Annotated in this window: 12 protein-coding genes and 1 pseudogene; 11 read left to right on the top strand and 2 right to left on the bottom strand. The window is 67.1% G+C overall.

Annotated features, from left to right (window positions below; translation table 11 throughout):
• Nucleotides 1-84: 84 nt before the first annotated feature.
• Genes dnaE through clpA form a run of 3 tightly spaced genes read left to right on the top strand, consistent with a single transcriptional unit; the run spans nt 85 to nt 6,463 of the window.
• The gene (dnaE, locus tag ALIDE2_RS15005) at nt 85-3,633 is read left to right on the top strand and encodes a DNA polymerase III subunit alpha (protein ID WP_013722487.1); all 3,549 of its coding nucleotides are present in this window, start codon (nt 85-87) and stop codon (nt 3,631-3,633) included.
• Between the two features lie 59 nt (nt 3,634-3,692).
• On the top strand, nt 3,693-4,055 hold the full coding sequence (gene clpS / locus ALIDE2_RS15000; RefSeq protein ID WP_013722486.1) for an ATP-dependent Clp protease adapter ClpS: 363 nt from the start codon (nt 3,693-3,695) through the stop codon (nt 4,053-4,055).
• Nucleotides 4,056-4,114: 59 nt separating this feature from the next.
• Nucleotides 4,115-6,463, top strand: coding sequence for an ATP-dependent Clp protease ATP-binding subunit ClpA (clpA, locus tag ALIDE2_RS14995; protein ID WP_013519481.1), 2,349 nt, complete (start codon nt 4,115-4,117; stop codon nt 6,461-6,463).
• A gap of 45 nt (nt 6,464-6,508) precedes the next feature.
• On the opposite strand, the gene gntR is transcribed toward clpA, so the two are convergent.
• Nucleotides 6,509-7,534 (bottom strand): HTH-type transcriptional regulator GntR, encoded by a 1,026-nt coding sequence (gntR, locus tag ALIDE2_RS14990; protein ID WP_013519480.1) that lies wholly within the window; start codon nt 7,532-7,534, stop codon nt 6,509-6,511.
• Nucleotides 7,535-7,768: 234 nt separating this feature from the next.
• On the opposite strand from gntR, the gene ALIDE2_RS14985 reads away from it, so the two are divergent.
• The 6 genes from ALIDE2_RS14985 to eda all read left to right on the top strand — a co-directional run bounded on the left by ALIDE2_RS14985 (nt 7,769) and on the right by eda (nt 13,742).
• A complete protein-coding gene (locus ALIDE2_RS14985) occupies nt 7,769-8,293 on the top strand; it encodes a gluconokinase (protein WP_041701008.1) in 525 nt (174 codons plus the stop codon).
• A complete protein-coding gene (locus ALIDE2_RS14980; protein ID WP_013519478.1) occupies nt 8,290-8,811 on the top strand; it encodes a TRAP transporter small permease in 522 nt (173 codons plus the stop codon). The genes ALIDE2_RS14985 and ALIDE2_RS14980 overlap by 4 nt, the downstream gene beginning before the upstream one ends.
• Nucleotides 8,812-8,821: 10 nt before the next feature.
• Nucleotides 8,822-10,102 (top strand): TRAP transporter large permease, encoded by a 1,281-nt coding sequence (locus tag ALIDE2_RS14975; RefSeq protein ID WP_013519477.1) that lies wholly within the window; start codon nt 8,822-8,824, stop codon nt 10,100-10,102.
• A 56-nt stretch (nt 10,103-10,158) separates the two neighbouring features.
• On the top strand, nt 10,159-11,169 hold the full coding sequence (locus ALIDE2_RS14970; protein WP_013722485.1) for a TRAP transporter substrate-binding protein: 1,011 nt from the start codon (nt 10,159-10,161) through the stop codon (nt 11,167-11,169).
• 126 nt (nt 11,170-11,295) lie between these two features.
• Nucleotides 11,296-13,113, top strand: coding sequence for a phosphogluconate dehydratase (gene edd / locus ALIDE2_RS14965; RefSeq protein WP_013722484.1), 1,818 nt, complete (start codon nt 11,296-11,298; stop codon nt 13,111-13,113).
• Nucleotides 13,104-13,742, top strand: coding sequence for a bifunctional 4-hydroxy-2-oxoglutarate aldolase/2-dehydro-3-deoxy-phosphogluconate aldolase (gene eda / locus ALIDE2_RS14960; RefSeq protein ID WP_013722483.1), 639 nt, complete (start codon nt 13,104-13,106; stop codon nt 13,740-13,742). The genes edd and eda overlap by 10 nt, the downstream gene beginning before the upstream one ends.
• Before the next feature lie 64 nt (nt 13,743-13,806).
• On the opposite strand, the gene ALIDE2_RS14955 is transcribed toward eda, so the two are convergent.
• A complete protein-coding gene (locus ALIDE2_RS14955) occupies nt 13,807-14,727 on the bottom strand; it encodes a LysR family transcriptional regulator (RefSeq protein WP_041701001.1) in 921 nt (306 codons plus the stop codon).
• Nucleotides 14,728-14,943: 216 nt separating this feature from the next.
• Between ALIDE2_RS14955 and ALIDE2_RS14950 the strand changes: the two genes are divergently transcribed.
• Nucleotides 14,944-16,149: a tyrosine-type recombinase/integrase gene (locus ALIDE2_RS14950; protein WP_013722481.1), complete on the top strand. Its 1,206-nt coding sequence runs from the start codon at nt 14,944-14,946 to the stop codon at nt 16,147-16,149.
• Nucleotides 16,146-17,069: pseudogene (locus ALIDE2_RS14945) on the top strand (PDDEXK nuclease domain-containing protein); the annotation flags it as partial. The gene ALIDE2_RS14950 and the pseudogene ALIDE2_RS14945, both read left to right, overlap by 4 nt.
• Nucleotides 17,070-17,128 lie beyond the last annotated feature (59 nt).

The raw sequence follows: 17,128 nt of genomic DNA, 5'->3' as shown, positions 1-17,128 counted from the left end.
CCGGCCTGCGGGGCCGGCCCAGGCCGCAACCTGACATTGTATGTAAGCGGGCAGACCCCGATCCCGCATTCCTACAATGCCGGGATGTTTGTCCACCTGCGCCTGCACACCGAATTTTCCGTCGTGGACGGAACCACCCGCATCGACGAGGCCGTCAAGGCCGCTGCCAAGGATGGCCAGCCCGCGCTGGCCGTTACCGACCTGAACAACCTCTTCGGGGCGGTCAAGTTCTACAAGGAGGGGCGGGGCAAGGGAGTCAAGCCCATCGTGGGCGCGGAGGTCTGCCTGGAAGGCGATGCGGGCGCGCCGCCCTCGCGCATGGTGCTGCTGGTGCAGAACCGCCAGGGCTACCTCAACTTGTCCGAATTGCTGACGCGCGCCTGGACGCGCAACGTCGTCAAGAACCTGCCGCTGTGCACCTGGGACTGGCTCGCGGAGCTCAACGAGGGCCTGATCGTGCTGGCCGGCGCGCAGGCGGGGCCGGTGGGGCAGGCCCTCATGAAGGGCGACGACGACGGCGCCGCGGCCGTGGCTTTGCGGCTCGCGGGCATCTTCCCACACCGCTTTTACATCGAGATACAGCGCGCAGGCCGCGCCGACGACGAGGCCCATGTCACCACGGCCGTCCAGCTTGCCGCCCGGCTGCAGCTGCCGGTGGTGGCCACGCATCCCGTGCAGTTCGCCACGGCCGATGGCTACGAGGCGCACGAGGCGCGCGTGTGCATCGCCGAGGGCGAGATCCTGGCCAACCCGCGGCGCGTGCGCCGCTTCACCCGGGAGCAGTATTTCAAGAGCGGCGCGGAGATGCAGGCGCTGTTCGCCGACGTACCCTCGGCCATCGCCAACACGCTGGAGATCGCCAAGCGTTGCAACCTCACGCTGGTGCTGGGCAAGCCGCAGCTGCCGGACTTTCCCACGCCGGGCGGCATGGCGATCGAGGAGTACTTCCGGGTCGCCTCCTACGACGGGCTCAAGGAGCGGCTGCTGCACCTGTTCCCCGACGAGGCCGAGCGCGAAAGACAGCGCCTGCGCTACGAGGAACGGCTGGAGTTCGAGCTCGGCACCATTCTCAAGATGGGCTTCCCGGGCTACTTCCTCATCGTGGGCGACTTTATCCAGTGGGCCAAGAACAACGGCTGCCCCGTGGGGCCGGGCCGGGGCTCGGGTGCGGGCTCGCTCGTGGCCTACGCGCTCAAGATCACCGACCTGGACCCGCTGCAGTACAACCTGCTGTTCGAGCGCTTCCTGAACCCCGAGCGGGTGTCCATGCCCGACTTCGACATCGACTTCTGCCAGGCCAACCGCGACCGCGTGATCGATTACGTGAAGGAGAAGTACGGCAAGGACGCCGTGAGCCAGATCGCCACCTTCGGCACCATGGCCGCCAAGGCCGCCATCCGCGACGTGGGCCGCGTGATGGACATGAGCTACACCTTCTGCGACGGCATCTCGAAGCTCGTGCCCGGCAAGCCCGGCCAGACTTACACCCTGGCCTACCCGCCCGAACCTAAGAAGGAGGGCGACAAGAACAACTACGCCCTGGAGCTGGAGCCCATGCTCTACGAGCGCGTGCGCAAGGAGGAGGACGTGCGCACCATCATCGAGATGGCGCAGCAGCTCGAAGGCATGACGCGTAACATCGGCATGCACGCGGGTGGGGTGCTGATCGCGCCGGGCAAGCTCACCGACTTCTGCCCGCTGTACCAGCAGCCCGGCAGTGAGTCGGCCGTGAGCCAGTACGACAAGGACGACGTGGAGGCCATTGGCCTCGTCAAGTTCGACTTCCTGGGCCTGGCCACGCTCACCATCCTGGAGATCGCGCGCGACTTCATCCGCGCGCGGCACAAAGGGCAGGAGAACTTCGCGTTCGAGAACGTGCCGCTCGACGACGCACCTACCTACCGCCTCTTTGCCGACGGCATGACCGAGGCCGTGTTCCAGTTCGAATCGCGCGGCATGCAGGGCATGCTCAAGGAAGCGCGTCCGAGCCGCCTGGAAGACCTGATCGCCCTGAACGCGCTCTATCGCCCGGGGCCAATGGACCTGATCCCCACCTTCGTGAACCGTAAGCACGGCAAGGAGCCGGTGGAGTACCCGCATCCGCTGGTGGAGCCTGTGCTGGCCGAGACCTACGGCATCATGGTCTACCAGGAGCAGGTGATGCAGACGGCGCAGGTGCTGGGCGGCTACTCGCTCGGCGGCGCCGACATGCTGCGCCGCGCGATGGGCAAGAAAAAGCCCGAGGAGATGGCCGAGCACCGCCTCATCTTCCGCAAGGGCGCGGCCGAGAAGGGCATCAGCCAGGACAAGGCCGACGAGGTCTTCGACCTGATGGAGAAGTTCGCGGGCTACGGCTTCAACAAGTCGCACGCCGCCGCCTACTCGCTGCTGGCCTACCACACGGGCTGGCTCAAGGTGCACTACACGGCCGAGTTCTACTGCGCGAACATGACCGTGGAAATGGACGACACCGACAAGCTCAAGGTGCTGTACGAGGATGCGGTCAAGCACTTCGGCATCACCTTCGAGCCGCCGGACATCAACCGCGGCAACTACCGCTTCGAGCCGGTGACGGACAAGGTCATCCGCTACGGCCTGGGTGCCGTCAAGGGCACGGGCCAGCAGGCCATCGAGGCCATCGTCGCCGCGCGCGAAGGGCAGGGCGTGGGCCCGCAGGGCGGCACGCGCGGGCCGTTCAAGAGCCTGTTCGACTTCTGCGTGCGCGTGGACCGCTCGCGCATCAACAAGCGCACGGTGGAGGCGCTCATCAAGGCCGGCGCGTTCGACGCGCTGCACCTGAACCGCGCGGCGCTCGTGGCCTCCATCGACCGGGCGTTCGATTTCGCCAACGCCCAGCTCGCCAATGCCAACCAGGGCGGCCTGTTCGACATGATGGGCGACGATGCCATAGGCTCGAGCACCCAGGAGCCGGACCTCGTGGAGGCCACGCCCTGGGGCATCAAGGAGCGCCTGATGCAGGAGAAGACGGCGGTGGGCTTCTACCTGTCGGGCCATTTGTTCGACGAGGTGCAGCAGGAGGTGCGCCGCTTCGTGCGCACGCCCATGGCCGAGCTGGCCGACAGCCGCGAGACCCAGGTGCTCGCCGGCATCGTGGGCGACTGCCGCGTGATCACCGGGCAGCGCGGCAAGCTGGCGCTGTTCAAGCTCGACGACAAGTCGGGCGTGATCGAGGCCTCGGCCGACGAAGGGGTGATCGCAGCGAGCGCCGGCGCGCTCAAGGACGACGAGCTCGTGGTCGTGAGCGGGCGGCTGCAGTTCGACCACTTCAGTGGCGGGCTGCGCGTGAAGGTGCAGCAGGTCTGGGACCTGGCCGGTGCGCGGGCGCGCTTTGGCCGCTACCTGCTGGTCGGGCCCCGGGACGGCGCCAGGCCCGATGTGGCCTCGATCGTGCGGGAATTTCCCCCGCGCCGGGAGGAAACGGAGCATGGCGAGGTGCTGGCCCATGGCCTGCGCGTGCGCATGGGCGTGCGCTGCCAGGCCGATGCGGGGGCGGCCGTCGCAGAACTGCAGCTCGGCGAGGCCAGCCGCTTCTTCCCGAGCGATTCCGCCCTGGCCGCCTGGGGCGCGCAGGCGGGCAGCGACAACGTGAGCGTGGTGTACGAAAACGCTTGAAAAAGCCGGCTGCGGCACCAGTTTCAGGCATCTGCCGCAGCCGAGCCCGGCGGACTAGAATGAAATACATGGCAACCAGACCCCCTACGCCCGCGCCGACGCCACGCCTTCCCTTGAGAGACGAGGGCGGTTCGGCCGTGCTCGAGCGGCGGACCCAGAAAACCAAGCCGCCCCAGATGTACCAGGTGGTGATGCTCAACGACGACTACACGCCCATGGAGTTCGTGGTCGTCGTGCTGCAGGAGTTCTTCAACAAGGACCGCGAGGCGGCCACGCAGATCATGCTCAAGATCCACCTGGACGGAAAAGGCGTCTGCGGCGTCTATACGCGCGACGTGGCGGCCACCAAGGTCGAGCAGGTCCTCGACGCGGCGCACCGGGCCGGACACCCGCTGCAATGCGTGAGTGAGCCTGTTGAATAAATGGACTTTGTCCCCGATCTACAGTCATCTTTCACACGCAAGCACATAGGAGTTCTCACATGATTGCCCAGGAACTGGAAGTCAGCTTGCACATGGCCTTCGTCGAGGCCCGTCAGCAGCGCCACGAGTTCATCACCGTGGAACACCTGCTGCTTGCACTGCTCGATAACCCCAGCGCAGCCGAGGTGCTGCGCGCCTGCGCGGCCAACATCGACGACCTGCGCGCATCGCTGACCAATTTCATCAAGGACAACACGCCCCAGGTGGCGGGCACGGACGAGGTGGACACCCAGCCCACGCTCGGGTTCCAGCGCGTGATCCAGCGCGCCATCATGCACGTGCAGTCCACCGGCAACGGCAAGAAGGAGGTGACGGGTGCCAACGTGCTCGTGGCCATCTTCGGCGAGAAGGACTCGCACGCCGTCTACTACCTGCACCAGCAGGGCGTGACGCGCCTGGACGTGGTCAACTACATCGCCCACGGCATCAAGAAGGGCGAGCCGCCCGAGCCCGCCAAGCCCGAGGGCCAGGCCGAGGCCGAGGACGGCGGCCAGGGCGAGCGCAGCGAGAAGGCCTCGCCGCTGGAGCAGTACACCCAGAACCTCAACCAGGCGGCCCGGGACGGCAAGATCGACCCGCTGATCGGCCGCAACTACGAGGTCGAGCGCACCATCCAGATCCTGTGCCGCCGCCGCAAGAACAACCCGCTGCTGGTCGGCGAGGCCGGCGTGGGCAAGACGGCCATCGCCGAGGGCCTGGCCTGGCGCATCACGCAGAACGACGTGCCCGAGATACTGGCCGAGGCCACGGTGTACTCGCTCGACATGGGCGCGCTGCTGGCGGGCACCAAGTACCGCGGCGATTTCGAGCAGCGCCTCAAGGGCGTGCTCAAGAGCCTCAAGGACAAGCCCAACGCCATCCTGTTCATCGACGAGATCCACACGCTGATCGGCGCGGGTGCGGCCTCGGGCGGCACGCTGGACGCCTCCAACCTGCTCAAGCCCGCCCTCAGCTCGGGTGCGCTCAAGTGCATCGGCGCGACCACCTTCACCGAGTACCGCGGCATCTTCGAGAAGGACGCGGCCCTGTCGCGGCGCTTCCAGAAGGTGGACGTGGTCGAGCCCACGGTGGCCGAGACGGTGGACATCCTGAAGGGCCTCAAGAGCCGCTTCGAGGAGCACCACAGCGTCAAGTACGCCGCCGCCGCGCTGCAGGCAGCGGCCGAGCTGAGCGCCAAGTACATCAACGACCGGCATCTGCCCGACAAGGCCATCGACGTGATCGACGAGGCCGGCGCGGCGCAGCGCATCCTCACGCCCTCCAAGCGCAAGAAGACCATCGGCAAGACCGAGATCGAGGAGATCGTGGCGAAGATCGCGCGCATTCCGCCCGCGAACGTCTCCAACGACGACCGCGGCAAGCTGCAGACGCTGGAGCGTGACCTCAAGAGCGTGGTGTTCGGCCAGGACAAGGCGCTGGAGGTGCTGGCCTCGGCCGTCAAGATGGCGCGCTCGGGCCTGGGCAAGGGCGACAAGCCGATCGGCTCGTTCCTGTTCAGCGGCCCCACGGGCGTGGGCAAGACCGAGGCGGCCAAGCAGCTCGCCTACATCATGGGCGTGGACCTGATCCGCTTCGACATGTCGGAGTACATGGAGCGCCACGCCGTGAGCCGCCTGATCGGCGCGCCCCCGGGCTACGTGGGCTTCGACCAGGGGGGGCTGCTGACCGAGGCCGTCACCAAGAAGCCGCACGCCGTGCTGCTGCTCGACGAGATCGAGAAGGCGCACCCGGACATCTTCAACGTGCTGCTGCAGGTCATGGACCACGGCACGCTGACGGACAACAACGGGCGCAAGGCCGACTTCCGCAACGTCATCATCATCATGACGACGAACGCGGGCGCCGAGACCATGAACAAGGCCACCATCGGCTTTACGACGCAGCGCCAGGCGGGCGACGAGATGGGCGACATCAAGCGCCTGTTCACGCCCGAGTTCCGCAACCGCCTGGACGCCATCGTGAGCTTCAAGCCGCTCGACGAGCAGATCATCCTGCGCGTGGTGGACAAGTTCCTGCTGCAGCTGGAGCAGCAGCTCGCCGAGAAGAAGGTGGAAGTGACCTTTACCGACGCGCTGCGCAAGCACCTGGCCAAGAAGGGCTTCGATCCCCTCATGGGCGCGCGCCCCATGCAGCGCCTGATCCAGGACACGATCCGCAAGGCGCTGGCCGACGAGCTGCTGTTCGGCCGTCTTACGGAAGGCGGGCGCCTGACCGTGGATATCGAGCACAAGACGGACGAGCAGGGCGTGGAGAGTTCCGAGGTGCTGCTGGACATCCAGCCGCTGCCCAAGAAGGACCGTGGGCCCAGGTCGGAGCCGGCCGAGCCCGAGGAAGCCACGGCGGACTGACGCTCTTGCCTCCATGGAAATCCGCAGCCCTGGCTGCGGATTTTTTTAGGTGCTCTCGCGCACGATGAGCTCGTAATCCAGATCGATGCATTGCGGCTGCTCCAGCGTGCCGCGCATCAGGCCCAGCAGCATGGTGGCGCCGGCCTGGCCTACTTCGCCGCGCGGCGTGCGTATGGTGGTCAGTGGCGGCACCATCTGGGCGCTGCCGGCCAGGTCGTTGAAGCCGGCGATGGCGATGCGCCCCGGCACGGCTATCTGCAGCCGGTTGGCCGCCAGCAGCCCGCCTTGGGCGATGTCGTCGTTGCAGAAGAAGATGGCGTCGATGTCCGGCATGCGCTGCACCATGTCCTCGAACAGGCGCGCGCCGAGTGCTATCGAGGAACGCTCGGGGCTTAGCATTTCCAGGCGCGGGTCGTACAGGCCGGCCTCGCGCAGGGTGCTCCGGTAGCCTTCGGCGCGCTGCAGTACGCGTGGGTCCAATTGCGCGCCGCAGAACGCGATGCGCCGGCGCCCGCGTTCCAGCAGGTGGCGCGTGATGGTCGCGCCCGCCGCCTGCTGCGAAAAGCCGACGCAGGCCACGCCCGGAGCGGTGCTGGTCTCCATGAGGTGCACGCAGGGCACGCCGCTGCGCACGATGAGCTGGCGCGCCGCCTCGCTCCGGTCGAATCCCGTCACCAGCAGGCCCGCCGGGCGGTGGGGCAGGTAGGTACGCAGCAGCAATTCCTCCTCGGCGCTGTCGTAGTGGGTCACGCCGATGAGCGGCTGGAACCCCTCTGGAAACAGCGTGCGGTGCACCGCTTCCAGCAGGTCCACGAACAGCGCGTTGGACAGCAGCGGCACCAGCACCAGTACCTGGGTGCTGCGCTGCGAGGCCAGGGCGCGCGCCGCCGGGTCAGGCACGTAGCCTAGGCGTTCCGCTGCCTCGCGCACGCGCTGCGCCAGTACCGGGTCCACGCTGCGCTCGCCGCGCAGGGTGCGCGACACGGTGATGGGGCTCACGCCGGCGGCGCCGGCCACGTCGTTCAAGGTGATGCGACCGCTGGAGCGGCGCTGACGTCGGTTGGCGGTCAAGGGTTATTCCTGAGTTTTCTGGAGGAATTGTCTCTTAAGATAGCGCTATCTTTCATCCGTTCTTACCCATATCCACCCATCGAACGGGTGATCCAGGCAGAAACCAGGTGGAGGAAAGCTTGTTCCGGGATTGAAGGGTATATGCGTGGATGGCTGCTGTCTCGTGCGCGGCCATTTTTTTGAACTCATAAAGATAGCGCTATCTTGAACTTTAGACCAAATGCCATCGTCGTGATGGGCGTATCGGGCTGTGGCAAGTCCAGCGTGGGCGAGGCTTGTGCCCAGGCCTTGGGCTGGATGCTGCACGAGGGCGATGCCTACCATGCGCCGCAGAGCATCGCCAAGATGCGCGCCGGCGTACCCCTGACCGACGCCGATCGCGCCGGCTGGCTCGACCGGCTGGCCGCGCTGCTTGAGCCTCGGCCGGGCGCGGCGGGCGTGGTGCTTACCTGCTCGGCGCTGCGGCGCAAGTACCGCGAGCGCCTGCGCGCCGGCAATCCGCGCGTGGGCTTCGTGTTCCTGGGGTTGGACTATGGCCAGGCGCTGGGGCGCGTGCAGTCGCGCGCGGGGCATTTCTTCTCGCCGGCATTGGTGGCCGACCAGTTCGCCACGCTGGAATCGCCCGAGGACGAGCCGGGCGTGCTGATGCTGGATGCCACGCGTCCCGTGGCCGAACTGGCGCAGGCCGTCGTCCACTGGCTGCATGGCGATGGTCTGGCCGCCCGCCCCTCTTCTTCCCTCACTGGAGACAACGCATGAGCGATACGTCATCTTCCGCCGCGGCGCTGCCGCGCAAGCCGCTCCCGCAGCGCCTGGCCGAGCATTTCATGGTGCTGGCGCTGGCCGGCATGGTGGTGGCCGTGTTCGTCAACGTGGTGCTGCGCTACGTGTTTTCCACCAGCATCGTGTCGTACGAGGAGATTTCGCGCCTGCTGTTTGTCTGGCTGGTGGCGGTGGGCACCATCGTCGCGGCCTTCGAGGGCAAGCATCTGGGCTTCGACATGCTGACCTCGCGCCTCAAGGGCCGGGCGCGCAAGCTGCTGTTCTGGTTCAGCCAGGCCCTGGTGGCCGGCGGCATGCTGCTGCTGCTCAAGGGCTCCTGGGAGCAGGTGATCGCGGGTATGGAAAGCTACAGCACCGTGCTGGGCTACCCGCTGGCGCTGGGCGCCGCGGCCACGCTGGTGCTGGCGGTGGGCCTGCTGGCGGGCGTGGTGGTGGACCTGAGCCGCGGCGAGCCGCTGGCGCACGGCAGCGACGCGGACGTTTCGGTGGAATAGGCCGGCAATCATGATCGTCACCGCCATCTTCCTTCTGGTGCTCATAGGCGGCATGGTGATCGGCATGCCGATCGCCCATGCGCTGGTGCTCACGGGCGTCGCCCTGATGTGGCACCTGGATTTCTTCGACACGCAGCTGCTGGCGCAGAACCTTCAGGCCGGCTTCGACAACTTCCCGTTGCTGGCCGTGCCGTTCTTCATCCTGGCCGGCGAACTGATGAACGCGGGTGGCTTGTCGCGCCGCATCATCGACCTGGCGCGCGCCTTCGTGGGGCATATCCGCGGCGGGCTGGGCTTCGTGGTGATCGGCGCGGCCGTGCTGCTGGCGTCCATGAGCGGCTCGGCCATCGCCGACACGGCGGCGCTGGCGACCATCCTGCTGCCCATGATGCGCGAGCAGAAGTACCCCATGAGCTACAGCGCGGGCCTGCTCGCATCGGGCGGCATCATCGCGCCCATCATTCCGCCCTCCATGCCGTTCGTGATCTACGGAGTGACGACCAACACCTCGATCAGCAAGCTGTTCCTCTCGGGCGTGGCGCCCGGGCTGATGATGGGCTTCTTCCTCATCGGCGCCTGGTGGTGGATCGCCCGCCGCCACGGCCTGCCGGCCATGGAGCGCGTGGCCTGGGGCCCGCGCATGAAGACCCTGGCGAAGAGCTTCTGGGCCATGATGATGCCGGTCATCATCCTGGGCGGCCTGCGCGGCGGCATCTTCACGCCGACCGAGGCCGCGGTGGTCGCTGCGGTGTACGCGCTGCTGGTGTCCATGTTCGTGTACCGCGAGCTGAACTGGCAGCAACTGTACGGCGTGTTTCTTGCGGCGGGCAAGACCACGGCGGTGGTCATGTTCCTGTGCGGCGCCGCCACCGTGACGGCCTACATGATCACCCTGGCCGACCTGCCCAACATGCTGGCCGACAGTTTTTCCGGCGTGATGGGCAGCCCGGTGCTGTTCATGGCGCTGATGATGGTGTTCCTGCTGGTGGTGGGCACGGCCATGGACCTGACGCCCACCATCCTGATCTTCGGCCCCGTGTGCGCGCCGCTGGCCGTGCGGGCGGGCATCGACCCCGTGTACTTCGGCTTCATGTTCATCTACGTGGGCTGCATCGGCCTGATCACCCCGCCCGTGGGCACGGTGCAGAACGTGGTGGCCGGCGTGGGCCGGCTGCGCATGGAGACCGTGATCAAGGGCACGACGCCCTTCCTGGCGGTGTATGTGCTGCTGCTCGTCCTGTTCACGCTGTTTCCCGCGCTCATCACCGCGCCGCTGCGGTGGATGCACTGAGACAGCTTCCGAGCCTTCCAACCATTTTTCCCTTGACCATCCGAAGGAGATTTTCCATGCGTATCCGCTTTGCTCTCGCCGGCCTCGTGGCCGCACTCGTCGCCGCCGGCGCCGCACAGGCCCAGGATTTCAAGCCGCGCATCGTGCGCTTCGGCTATGGCCTGGTGGACAACTCCAACCAGGGCCGCGCGGCCCGCATGTTCGCGCAGGAGGTGGAGAAGGCCAGCGGCGGCAAGATGAAGGTGCGCGCCATCGGCAACGCCTCGCTGGGCTCGGACACGCAGATGCAACAGGCGCTGATCGGCGGCGCGCAGGAGATGATGGTCGGCTCCACCGCCACGCTGGTGGGCCTGGTGCCCGAGATGGCCGTGTGGGACACGCCGTTCCTCTTCAGCAGCGCGAAGGAGGCGGACGCCGTGCTCGACGGCCCCGTGGGCGACAAGATCAAGGCCAAGCTGGAGGCCAAGGGCATGGTGGGCCTGGTCTATTGGGAGAACGGCTTTCGCAACCTCACCAACAGCAAGCGCCCGGTGGCAAGGCTGGAAGACCTGAACGATATCAAGCTGCGCGTGATGCAGAACAATGTGTTCCTCGACAGCTTCAAGGCCCTGGGCGCCAATGCCGTTCCGCTGCCGTTTTCCGAATTGTTCACCGCGCTGGAGACCCGCGCCGTCGATGGCCAGGAGAACCCCTACAACACCATCGTCTCCAGCAAGTTCTACGAGGTGCAGAAGTACCTCACGGTGACCAATCACGTGTACAGCCCGTGGATCGTGACGGTGAGCAAGAAATGGTGGGACGGCCTGTCCACCGCCGAGAAGAAGGTGCTGCAGGACGCCGCCATCAAGAGCCGCGACTTCGAGCGCAAGGACACGCGCGAGGAGGCCGCTAAGGCGCTGGCCGACCTCAAGGGCAAGGGCATGCAGGTGAACGAGCTGTCGGCTCAGGAAGCCAACCGCATGCGCGAAAAACTCGCCAGCGTGAACGCGGGCATCGCCAAGTCCGTAGGCCAGCAGACCTGGGACGAGGTCAACGCTGCCGTCCAGCAGATGCGTAACGCCAAGTAAGCCAAGCGGGTGGGGCAGGCTGCCGGCGGCGCCTGTCCATACAGCCTTGGCCAATGCCCGTGCCGGTTCCCGGCACAGGGGTTTCCAGGGGAAGCCTTTCGCCAGCCGCCCAGCCCAGGCCCAGCAATGTCATCGCACGAAACAGTCCACACCGTTACCGAACGCATCCGGCAGCGCAGCGCCGCAACGCGCGACGCCTACCTGCAGCAACTCGAATCCCATGCGCGCCGCGATCGCGGCGCCGCGCGCCTGGGCTGCGCCAACGTGGCCCATGCCTTCGCCGCCATGCCCGGCAGCGACAAGCTGCGCGTGGTGGCCCAGAAGGCGCCCAACATCGGCATCGTCACGTCCTACAACGACATGCTCTCGGCCCATGCGCCGCTGGCGTCGTACCCCGGCCTCATCAAGGACGAGGCCCGCAGGTGCGGCGCCACGGCCCAGGTCGCGGGGGGCGTGCCCGCCATGTGCGACGGCGTGACCCAGGGCACGCCGGGCATGGAGCTGAGCCTGTTCTCGCGCGACGTGATCGCCATGGCCACGGCCGTAGCGCTGAGCCACGACGTGTTCGACGCGGCCCTGATGCTGGGCGTGTGCGACAAGATCGTGCCCGGGCTGCTGGTGGGTGCGCTGCAGTTCGGCTACCTGCCTACGGTATTCGTGCCGGCGGGGCCCATGACCTCGGGTCTGTCCAACAGCGCCAAGGCCAAGGTGCGCGAGCAGGCCGCGCAGGGCCTGGTGGGGCGCGGCGAGCTGCTGCAGGCCGAGATGGCCGCCTACCACTCGCCGGGCACCTGTACCTTCTATGGCACGGCCAACAGCAACCAGATGCTGCTGGAGGCCATGGGCCTGCATGTGCCGGGCACGGCCTTCGTGAACCCAGGCCATGCGCTGCGCGAGGAACTCACGCGCGAGGCCGCGCGCACCGTGCTGGGCAGCGCCGGCGCGCCATGCCCGCCGATAGGGCGCGTGGTCGACGAGCGCGCCATCGTCAACGCCATGGTGGCGCTGCTGGCCACGGGCGGCTCCACCAACCACCTGATCCATTGGGTGGCAGTGGCCCGGGCCGCGGGCATCGTGATCGACTGGGACGACTTTTCTGCCCTGTCCGCCGCCGTGCCGCTGCTGGCGCGGGTATACCCCAACGGCAGCGCGGACGTGAACCGGTTCCAGGCCGCTGGCGGCCCGGGCTACGTGATCCGCGAGCTGCTCGACGCTGGCCTGATGCACGAGGACGTGCTCACCGTGCGCCCCGGCGGCATCCGCGAATACACGCGCGTGCCCGAGGGCGATGCCGGGCAGCGTCTGCGCTGGGCCGACGTCGGTGCGTCGCGCGACGACAGCGTGCTGCGCCCGGCGGCCGATCCCTTCAGCGCCACGGGGGGGCTCAAGCTGCTGTCGGGCAACCTGGGGCGCAGCGTGATCAAGGTCTCCGCCGTGCCGCGGGACCACCATGTGGTCGAGGCGCCGGCGCGGGTGTTCGCCTCCCAGGGCGAATTGCTGCAGGCCTTCCAGGCAGGCGAGCTAGAGCGGGACGTGGTCTGCGTGGTGCGCTGGCAGGGCCCGCGGGCCAATGGCATGCCCGAGCTGCACAAGCTCACGCCTCCGCTGGCCGTGCTGCAGGGCAAGGGGCACAAGGTGGCGCTGGTGACCGATGGCCGCATGAGCGGCGCGTCGGGCAAGGTGCCCGCCGCCATCCACGCATCGCCCGAGGCACACGCCGGCGGCCCGCTGGCGCGCGTGCGCGACGGCGACCCCATCCGGCTCGACGCGGTGGCCGGCACGCTGGACGTGTTGATCGATGCCGCAGAGTGGCAGGCGCGCCAGCCCGCCGCCATGCCGCCCGGCTTGCACGAGGACAACGCCCACGGCTGGGGGCGCGAACTGTTTGCCGGGTTCCGGCGCAATGCGCTCAGCGCGGAAGAGGGGGCATGCACATGGCTGTGACTTCATTGACCGCCCTTCAGGTGATGCGCGACGCGCCGGTGATCCCGGTCATCGTGCTGCACGACGTGCGCTACGCCGTGCCGCTGGCGCGCGCGCTGGTGGCCGGCGGCATACGCATGCTGGAGGTCACACTGCGCACCCCCGAGGCGCTCGACTGCATGCGCGCCATCGCCGTCGAGGTGTCCGAGGCCGTGGTCGGCGCCGGCACGGTGCGCAGCCCCGCCGACGCCGAGGCCGCAGCCCGCGCGGGCGCGCGCTTCGCCGTCAGCCCCGGCTTCACGCCCGCCCTGGGCCGCGCCTGCCGCGACCAGGGTCTACCGCTGCTGCCGGGCACCGCCACCGGCAGCGAGATCATGGCGGCGCAAGAGGAAGGCTTTTCCGCACTCAAGTTCTTTCCCGCGGTGCAGGCGGGCGGCGCAGCCATGCTGAAAGCCTGGCAGGGGCCGTTCGGCGACGTGGTGTTCTGCCCCACGGGCGGTATTGGGCCGGGCAATGCGGCGGACTTCCTCGCGCTGCCCAACGTGGCCTGTGTGGGTGGCTCGTGGCTGGTGCCGGGCGACGCGCTGGCGCAGGGCGACTGGGCGCGCATCACGCAACTGGCGCGCGAGGCGGTCGCGCTGCGGATTTAGATGAAATATGGCTCAAGCGCTTATCTGGAAAGCGCTAGCAGCTATGAAAAGAGAAGCTATCTCCTCAGGCTTCCAGCGATCCAAGATGTGAGATGAAGGGCGGGTTCTGGGCATACATCTCGGCGATCAGCTGCTTGACGGCCGCGATGTACCAGGAGTCGTCGTTGAGCCGGTGGCTGAGGATGATGGGCGATGTGGCCCGCTCGTCGTCGATGAGCCGGTAGACCAGGTCCGTGCGCAGCCGTGCGGCTGTGGGCACGATGCACACGCCCATCTCGGCGGCGACCAGGCCGAGCGCGGCCTGCAGTTCGCGCACCTCGTGGATTTCGGCGGGCTGTATGCCCTGGTCGTGCAGCAGGCCGAGGACGTGATCCGCATAGCTCGGGCGCGGCTCCTTGGGGTAGACGATCAGGCGCTGGTCCGCGACCGTCTGCAGGTTGATGCGGCGGTTTTCGGCCGCCAGCGGCGAACTGGGCGCCATGGCCAGCACCAGTCTTTCCTCGCTCAGCACCGTGCGCGACACGGAGCTGTCATTGGTTCGCAGGCGCCCGAACCCCAGGTCGATGCGGCCGGACTTGAGCTCGTGGATCTGCTGGATCGAGCCGAGCTCGACGAGGTGGACGTCGGTATGCGGATAGCGCTGGCGCAGCATGCGCACCATCACCGGCAGCCCGCCGTACAGCGTGGAGGCAACATACCCCACCGAGATCGACTGCCGGTGGTTGCTCCCCACCTGGCGCGCGGCGTTCTTCATCTGCTCCACCCGGTGCAGCACCTGCAGCGCCTGCTCGTAGACCAGCCGCCCCGCCTCCGTCAGGCGCACCGGGCGGCTGTTGCGCTGGATGAGCTGCACGCCCAGCTCATCCTCCAGCTGCTGGATCTGGCGGCTCAGCGGCGGCTGCGCGATGTGCATCTGTTCGGCGGCGCGGGTGAAGTTGCGGGTCGTGGCCACGGCCACGAAGTAACGCATCTGGCGCAGATCCATCAGGGAAAACCATATGACTTGGGAATTTATGGATTTTAAGCCAGAGCATGGCATCCGCACCGGGCTAACGCTGGGATTGGATGAGGCTTGCTGTAGCAGGTTTTCCCCGAGGCTAATGCCTTCCATCATATCCCGGTGCGCGATGCAAACCGCCCCGGTTCCCTTCCGCCTGGCCCCTAGCCGGCCCCTGGAATCGGGGCCTATCAGGAGCACCTCATGGCGAAGATCAAACTTACCAAGTCCGTCGTTGACACGGCGCAGGCGCAGAACTGCGACGTGGAACTCCGAGATACGCTCGTTCCGGGCTTCTTGTGCAAGATAACACCAACGGGCCGCAAGGTCTTTATGGTTCAGTACCGCACGAACTCCGGCGTGCGGCGCAAGCCGGCACTCGGCCAGTTCGGCGAGCTGACGGTCGAACAGGCCCGATCGCTGGCACAAGACTGGCTGGCCGAAGTCCGGCGCGGGGGCGACCCCGGACTCGACAAGGCCGAAGCCCGCAAGGCGCCGACGGCCAAGGAACTGTGCGGCCGGTTCATGGACGACCACTCCAAGCCGCACAACAAGCCCAGCACGCAGGCCGGCTACCAGTACCAGATCGACAGCTTCGTCATCCCGGCCTTCGGTAGCAAGAAGGTTCACGAGGTCACGCGCCACGACATCACCGCGCTGATGAAGCGCATGGAGAAATCGCCCACCCAGGCCAACCGCGTGCTGTCGCTCGTCCGAAAGATGTTCAACCTAGCCGAACTGTGGGGCTATCGGCCCGATGGCTCCAATCCCTGCCGCCACGTGCCCAAGTACCCCGAAAAGGGTTCGACTCGGCTCATTACCGACGAGCAGATGGTCAAGCTGTTCGCCTATCTGGACAAGGCCGAGGTCGACGGCTTGGAGCATCCCATCCACCTGCTGGCCGTCCGCCTGCAATTCGAGTTCGCGGCGCGCATGTCGGAGGTTCTGCTGTTGCGGTGGCATTGGCTCGACCTGCCCAATGGCCGGGTGGTCTGGCCGGACAGCAAGACCGGCGATATGTCCAAGCCATTGAGCGCCGAGGCTCGCCGCCTGTTGGAGAGTGCTCCCCACTATGGCGATTCGCCCTACGTTTGCCCTGCGATCCTCGATCACAAGAGGCCGCTAAGCCCCCACTCCTATTATCAGGCGTGGCGACGCATCCTTGACCGGGCCGGCGTGCCAAAGGTCGGCACACACGGCATCCGCCACCGCTCGGCGACGGACATTGCCAATTCGGGCGTACCCCTCAAGGTCGGCATGGCGCTGACGGCGCACAAGACCGTGGCGATGTTCATGCGCTACGTCCATACCGAGGACGATCCCGTGCGCCAAGCGGCCGAGCTGGTGGCGACCCGGCGCCAGACCATCACGGGCGCGCGACAACGCCAGCCCCAGGAGACCACTGCATGAGCGCCCGGACACCCAAAGCAGTAAGAGGCGCTGCCGTGCCTGCCGGCTACGCCGGCATCCACGGCGGCATCGTGGAACTGCTCGATGCCGCCCGCCAGGCGGCGGCGCGCAGCGTCAATGCGCTGATGACGGCCAGCTATTGGGAGATTGGCCGCCGCATCGTGGAGGCCGAGCAACAGGGCAAGCGGCGCGCAGGGTACGGTGAACAGTTGATTGCCCGGCTGTCCGCCGACCTGACCGCGCGCTTCGGGCGCGGGTTCAGCCCGGACAACCTGGAGAACATGCGGCGGTTCTTCGCCGCCTATCCCCGGCCGGTGATTTCCGAGGCACTGTCTCGGAAATCTGGCGACGGGCTGCCTGCCGAGAAATCCGAGACAGTGTCTCGGAAATTGGCCTTGGGCGAGCTGGCGCAGGTGTTCACGCTGCCGTGGTCGACCTATGTGCGGCTGCTGTCGGTCAAGGACGAGCACGCCCGCCGCTTCTACGAGGCCGAGGCGCTGCGCGGCGGCTGGAGCGTGCGCCAGTTGGATCGGCAGATCGGTAGCCAGTTCTACGAGCGCACCGCCTTGTCGAAGGACAAGGCGGCGATGCTGGTCAAGGGCGCTGCGCCCAGGCCGGAGGATGCCGTCAGGCCGGACGATGCGATCAAAGACCCGTATGTGCTGGAGTTCCTGAACCTCAAGGACGAGTATTCGGAATCCGACCTCGAAGCGGCCCTGATCCAGCGACTGGAGGACTTTCTGCTGGAGCTGGGCGAAGGCTTCACCTTCGTCGGACGGCAGCGACGCTTGCGCATCGACCAGACGTGGTATCGGGTGGATCTGCTGTTCTTCCACCGGCGGCTTCGCTGCCTGGTCATCATCGACTTGAAGCTGGGCAGCCTGACCCATGCGGACGTGGGCCAGATGCACATGTATTGTTGATTCATCAGCACAACTGAGCCAGTGATCACGTCGAATACTGAGCCACTGGGTTGATG

The sequence above is a fragment of the Alicycliphilus denitrificans K601 genome (assembly GCF_000204645.1).
GTDB classification, from domain to species: Bacteria; Pseudomonadota; Gammaproteobacteria; order Burkholderiales; family Burkholderiaceae_C; genus Alicycliphilus; species Alicycliphilus denitrificans.
This window is presented reverse-complemented; position numbering and strand designations above follow the sequence as displayed.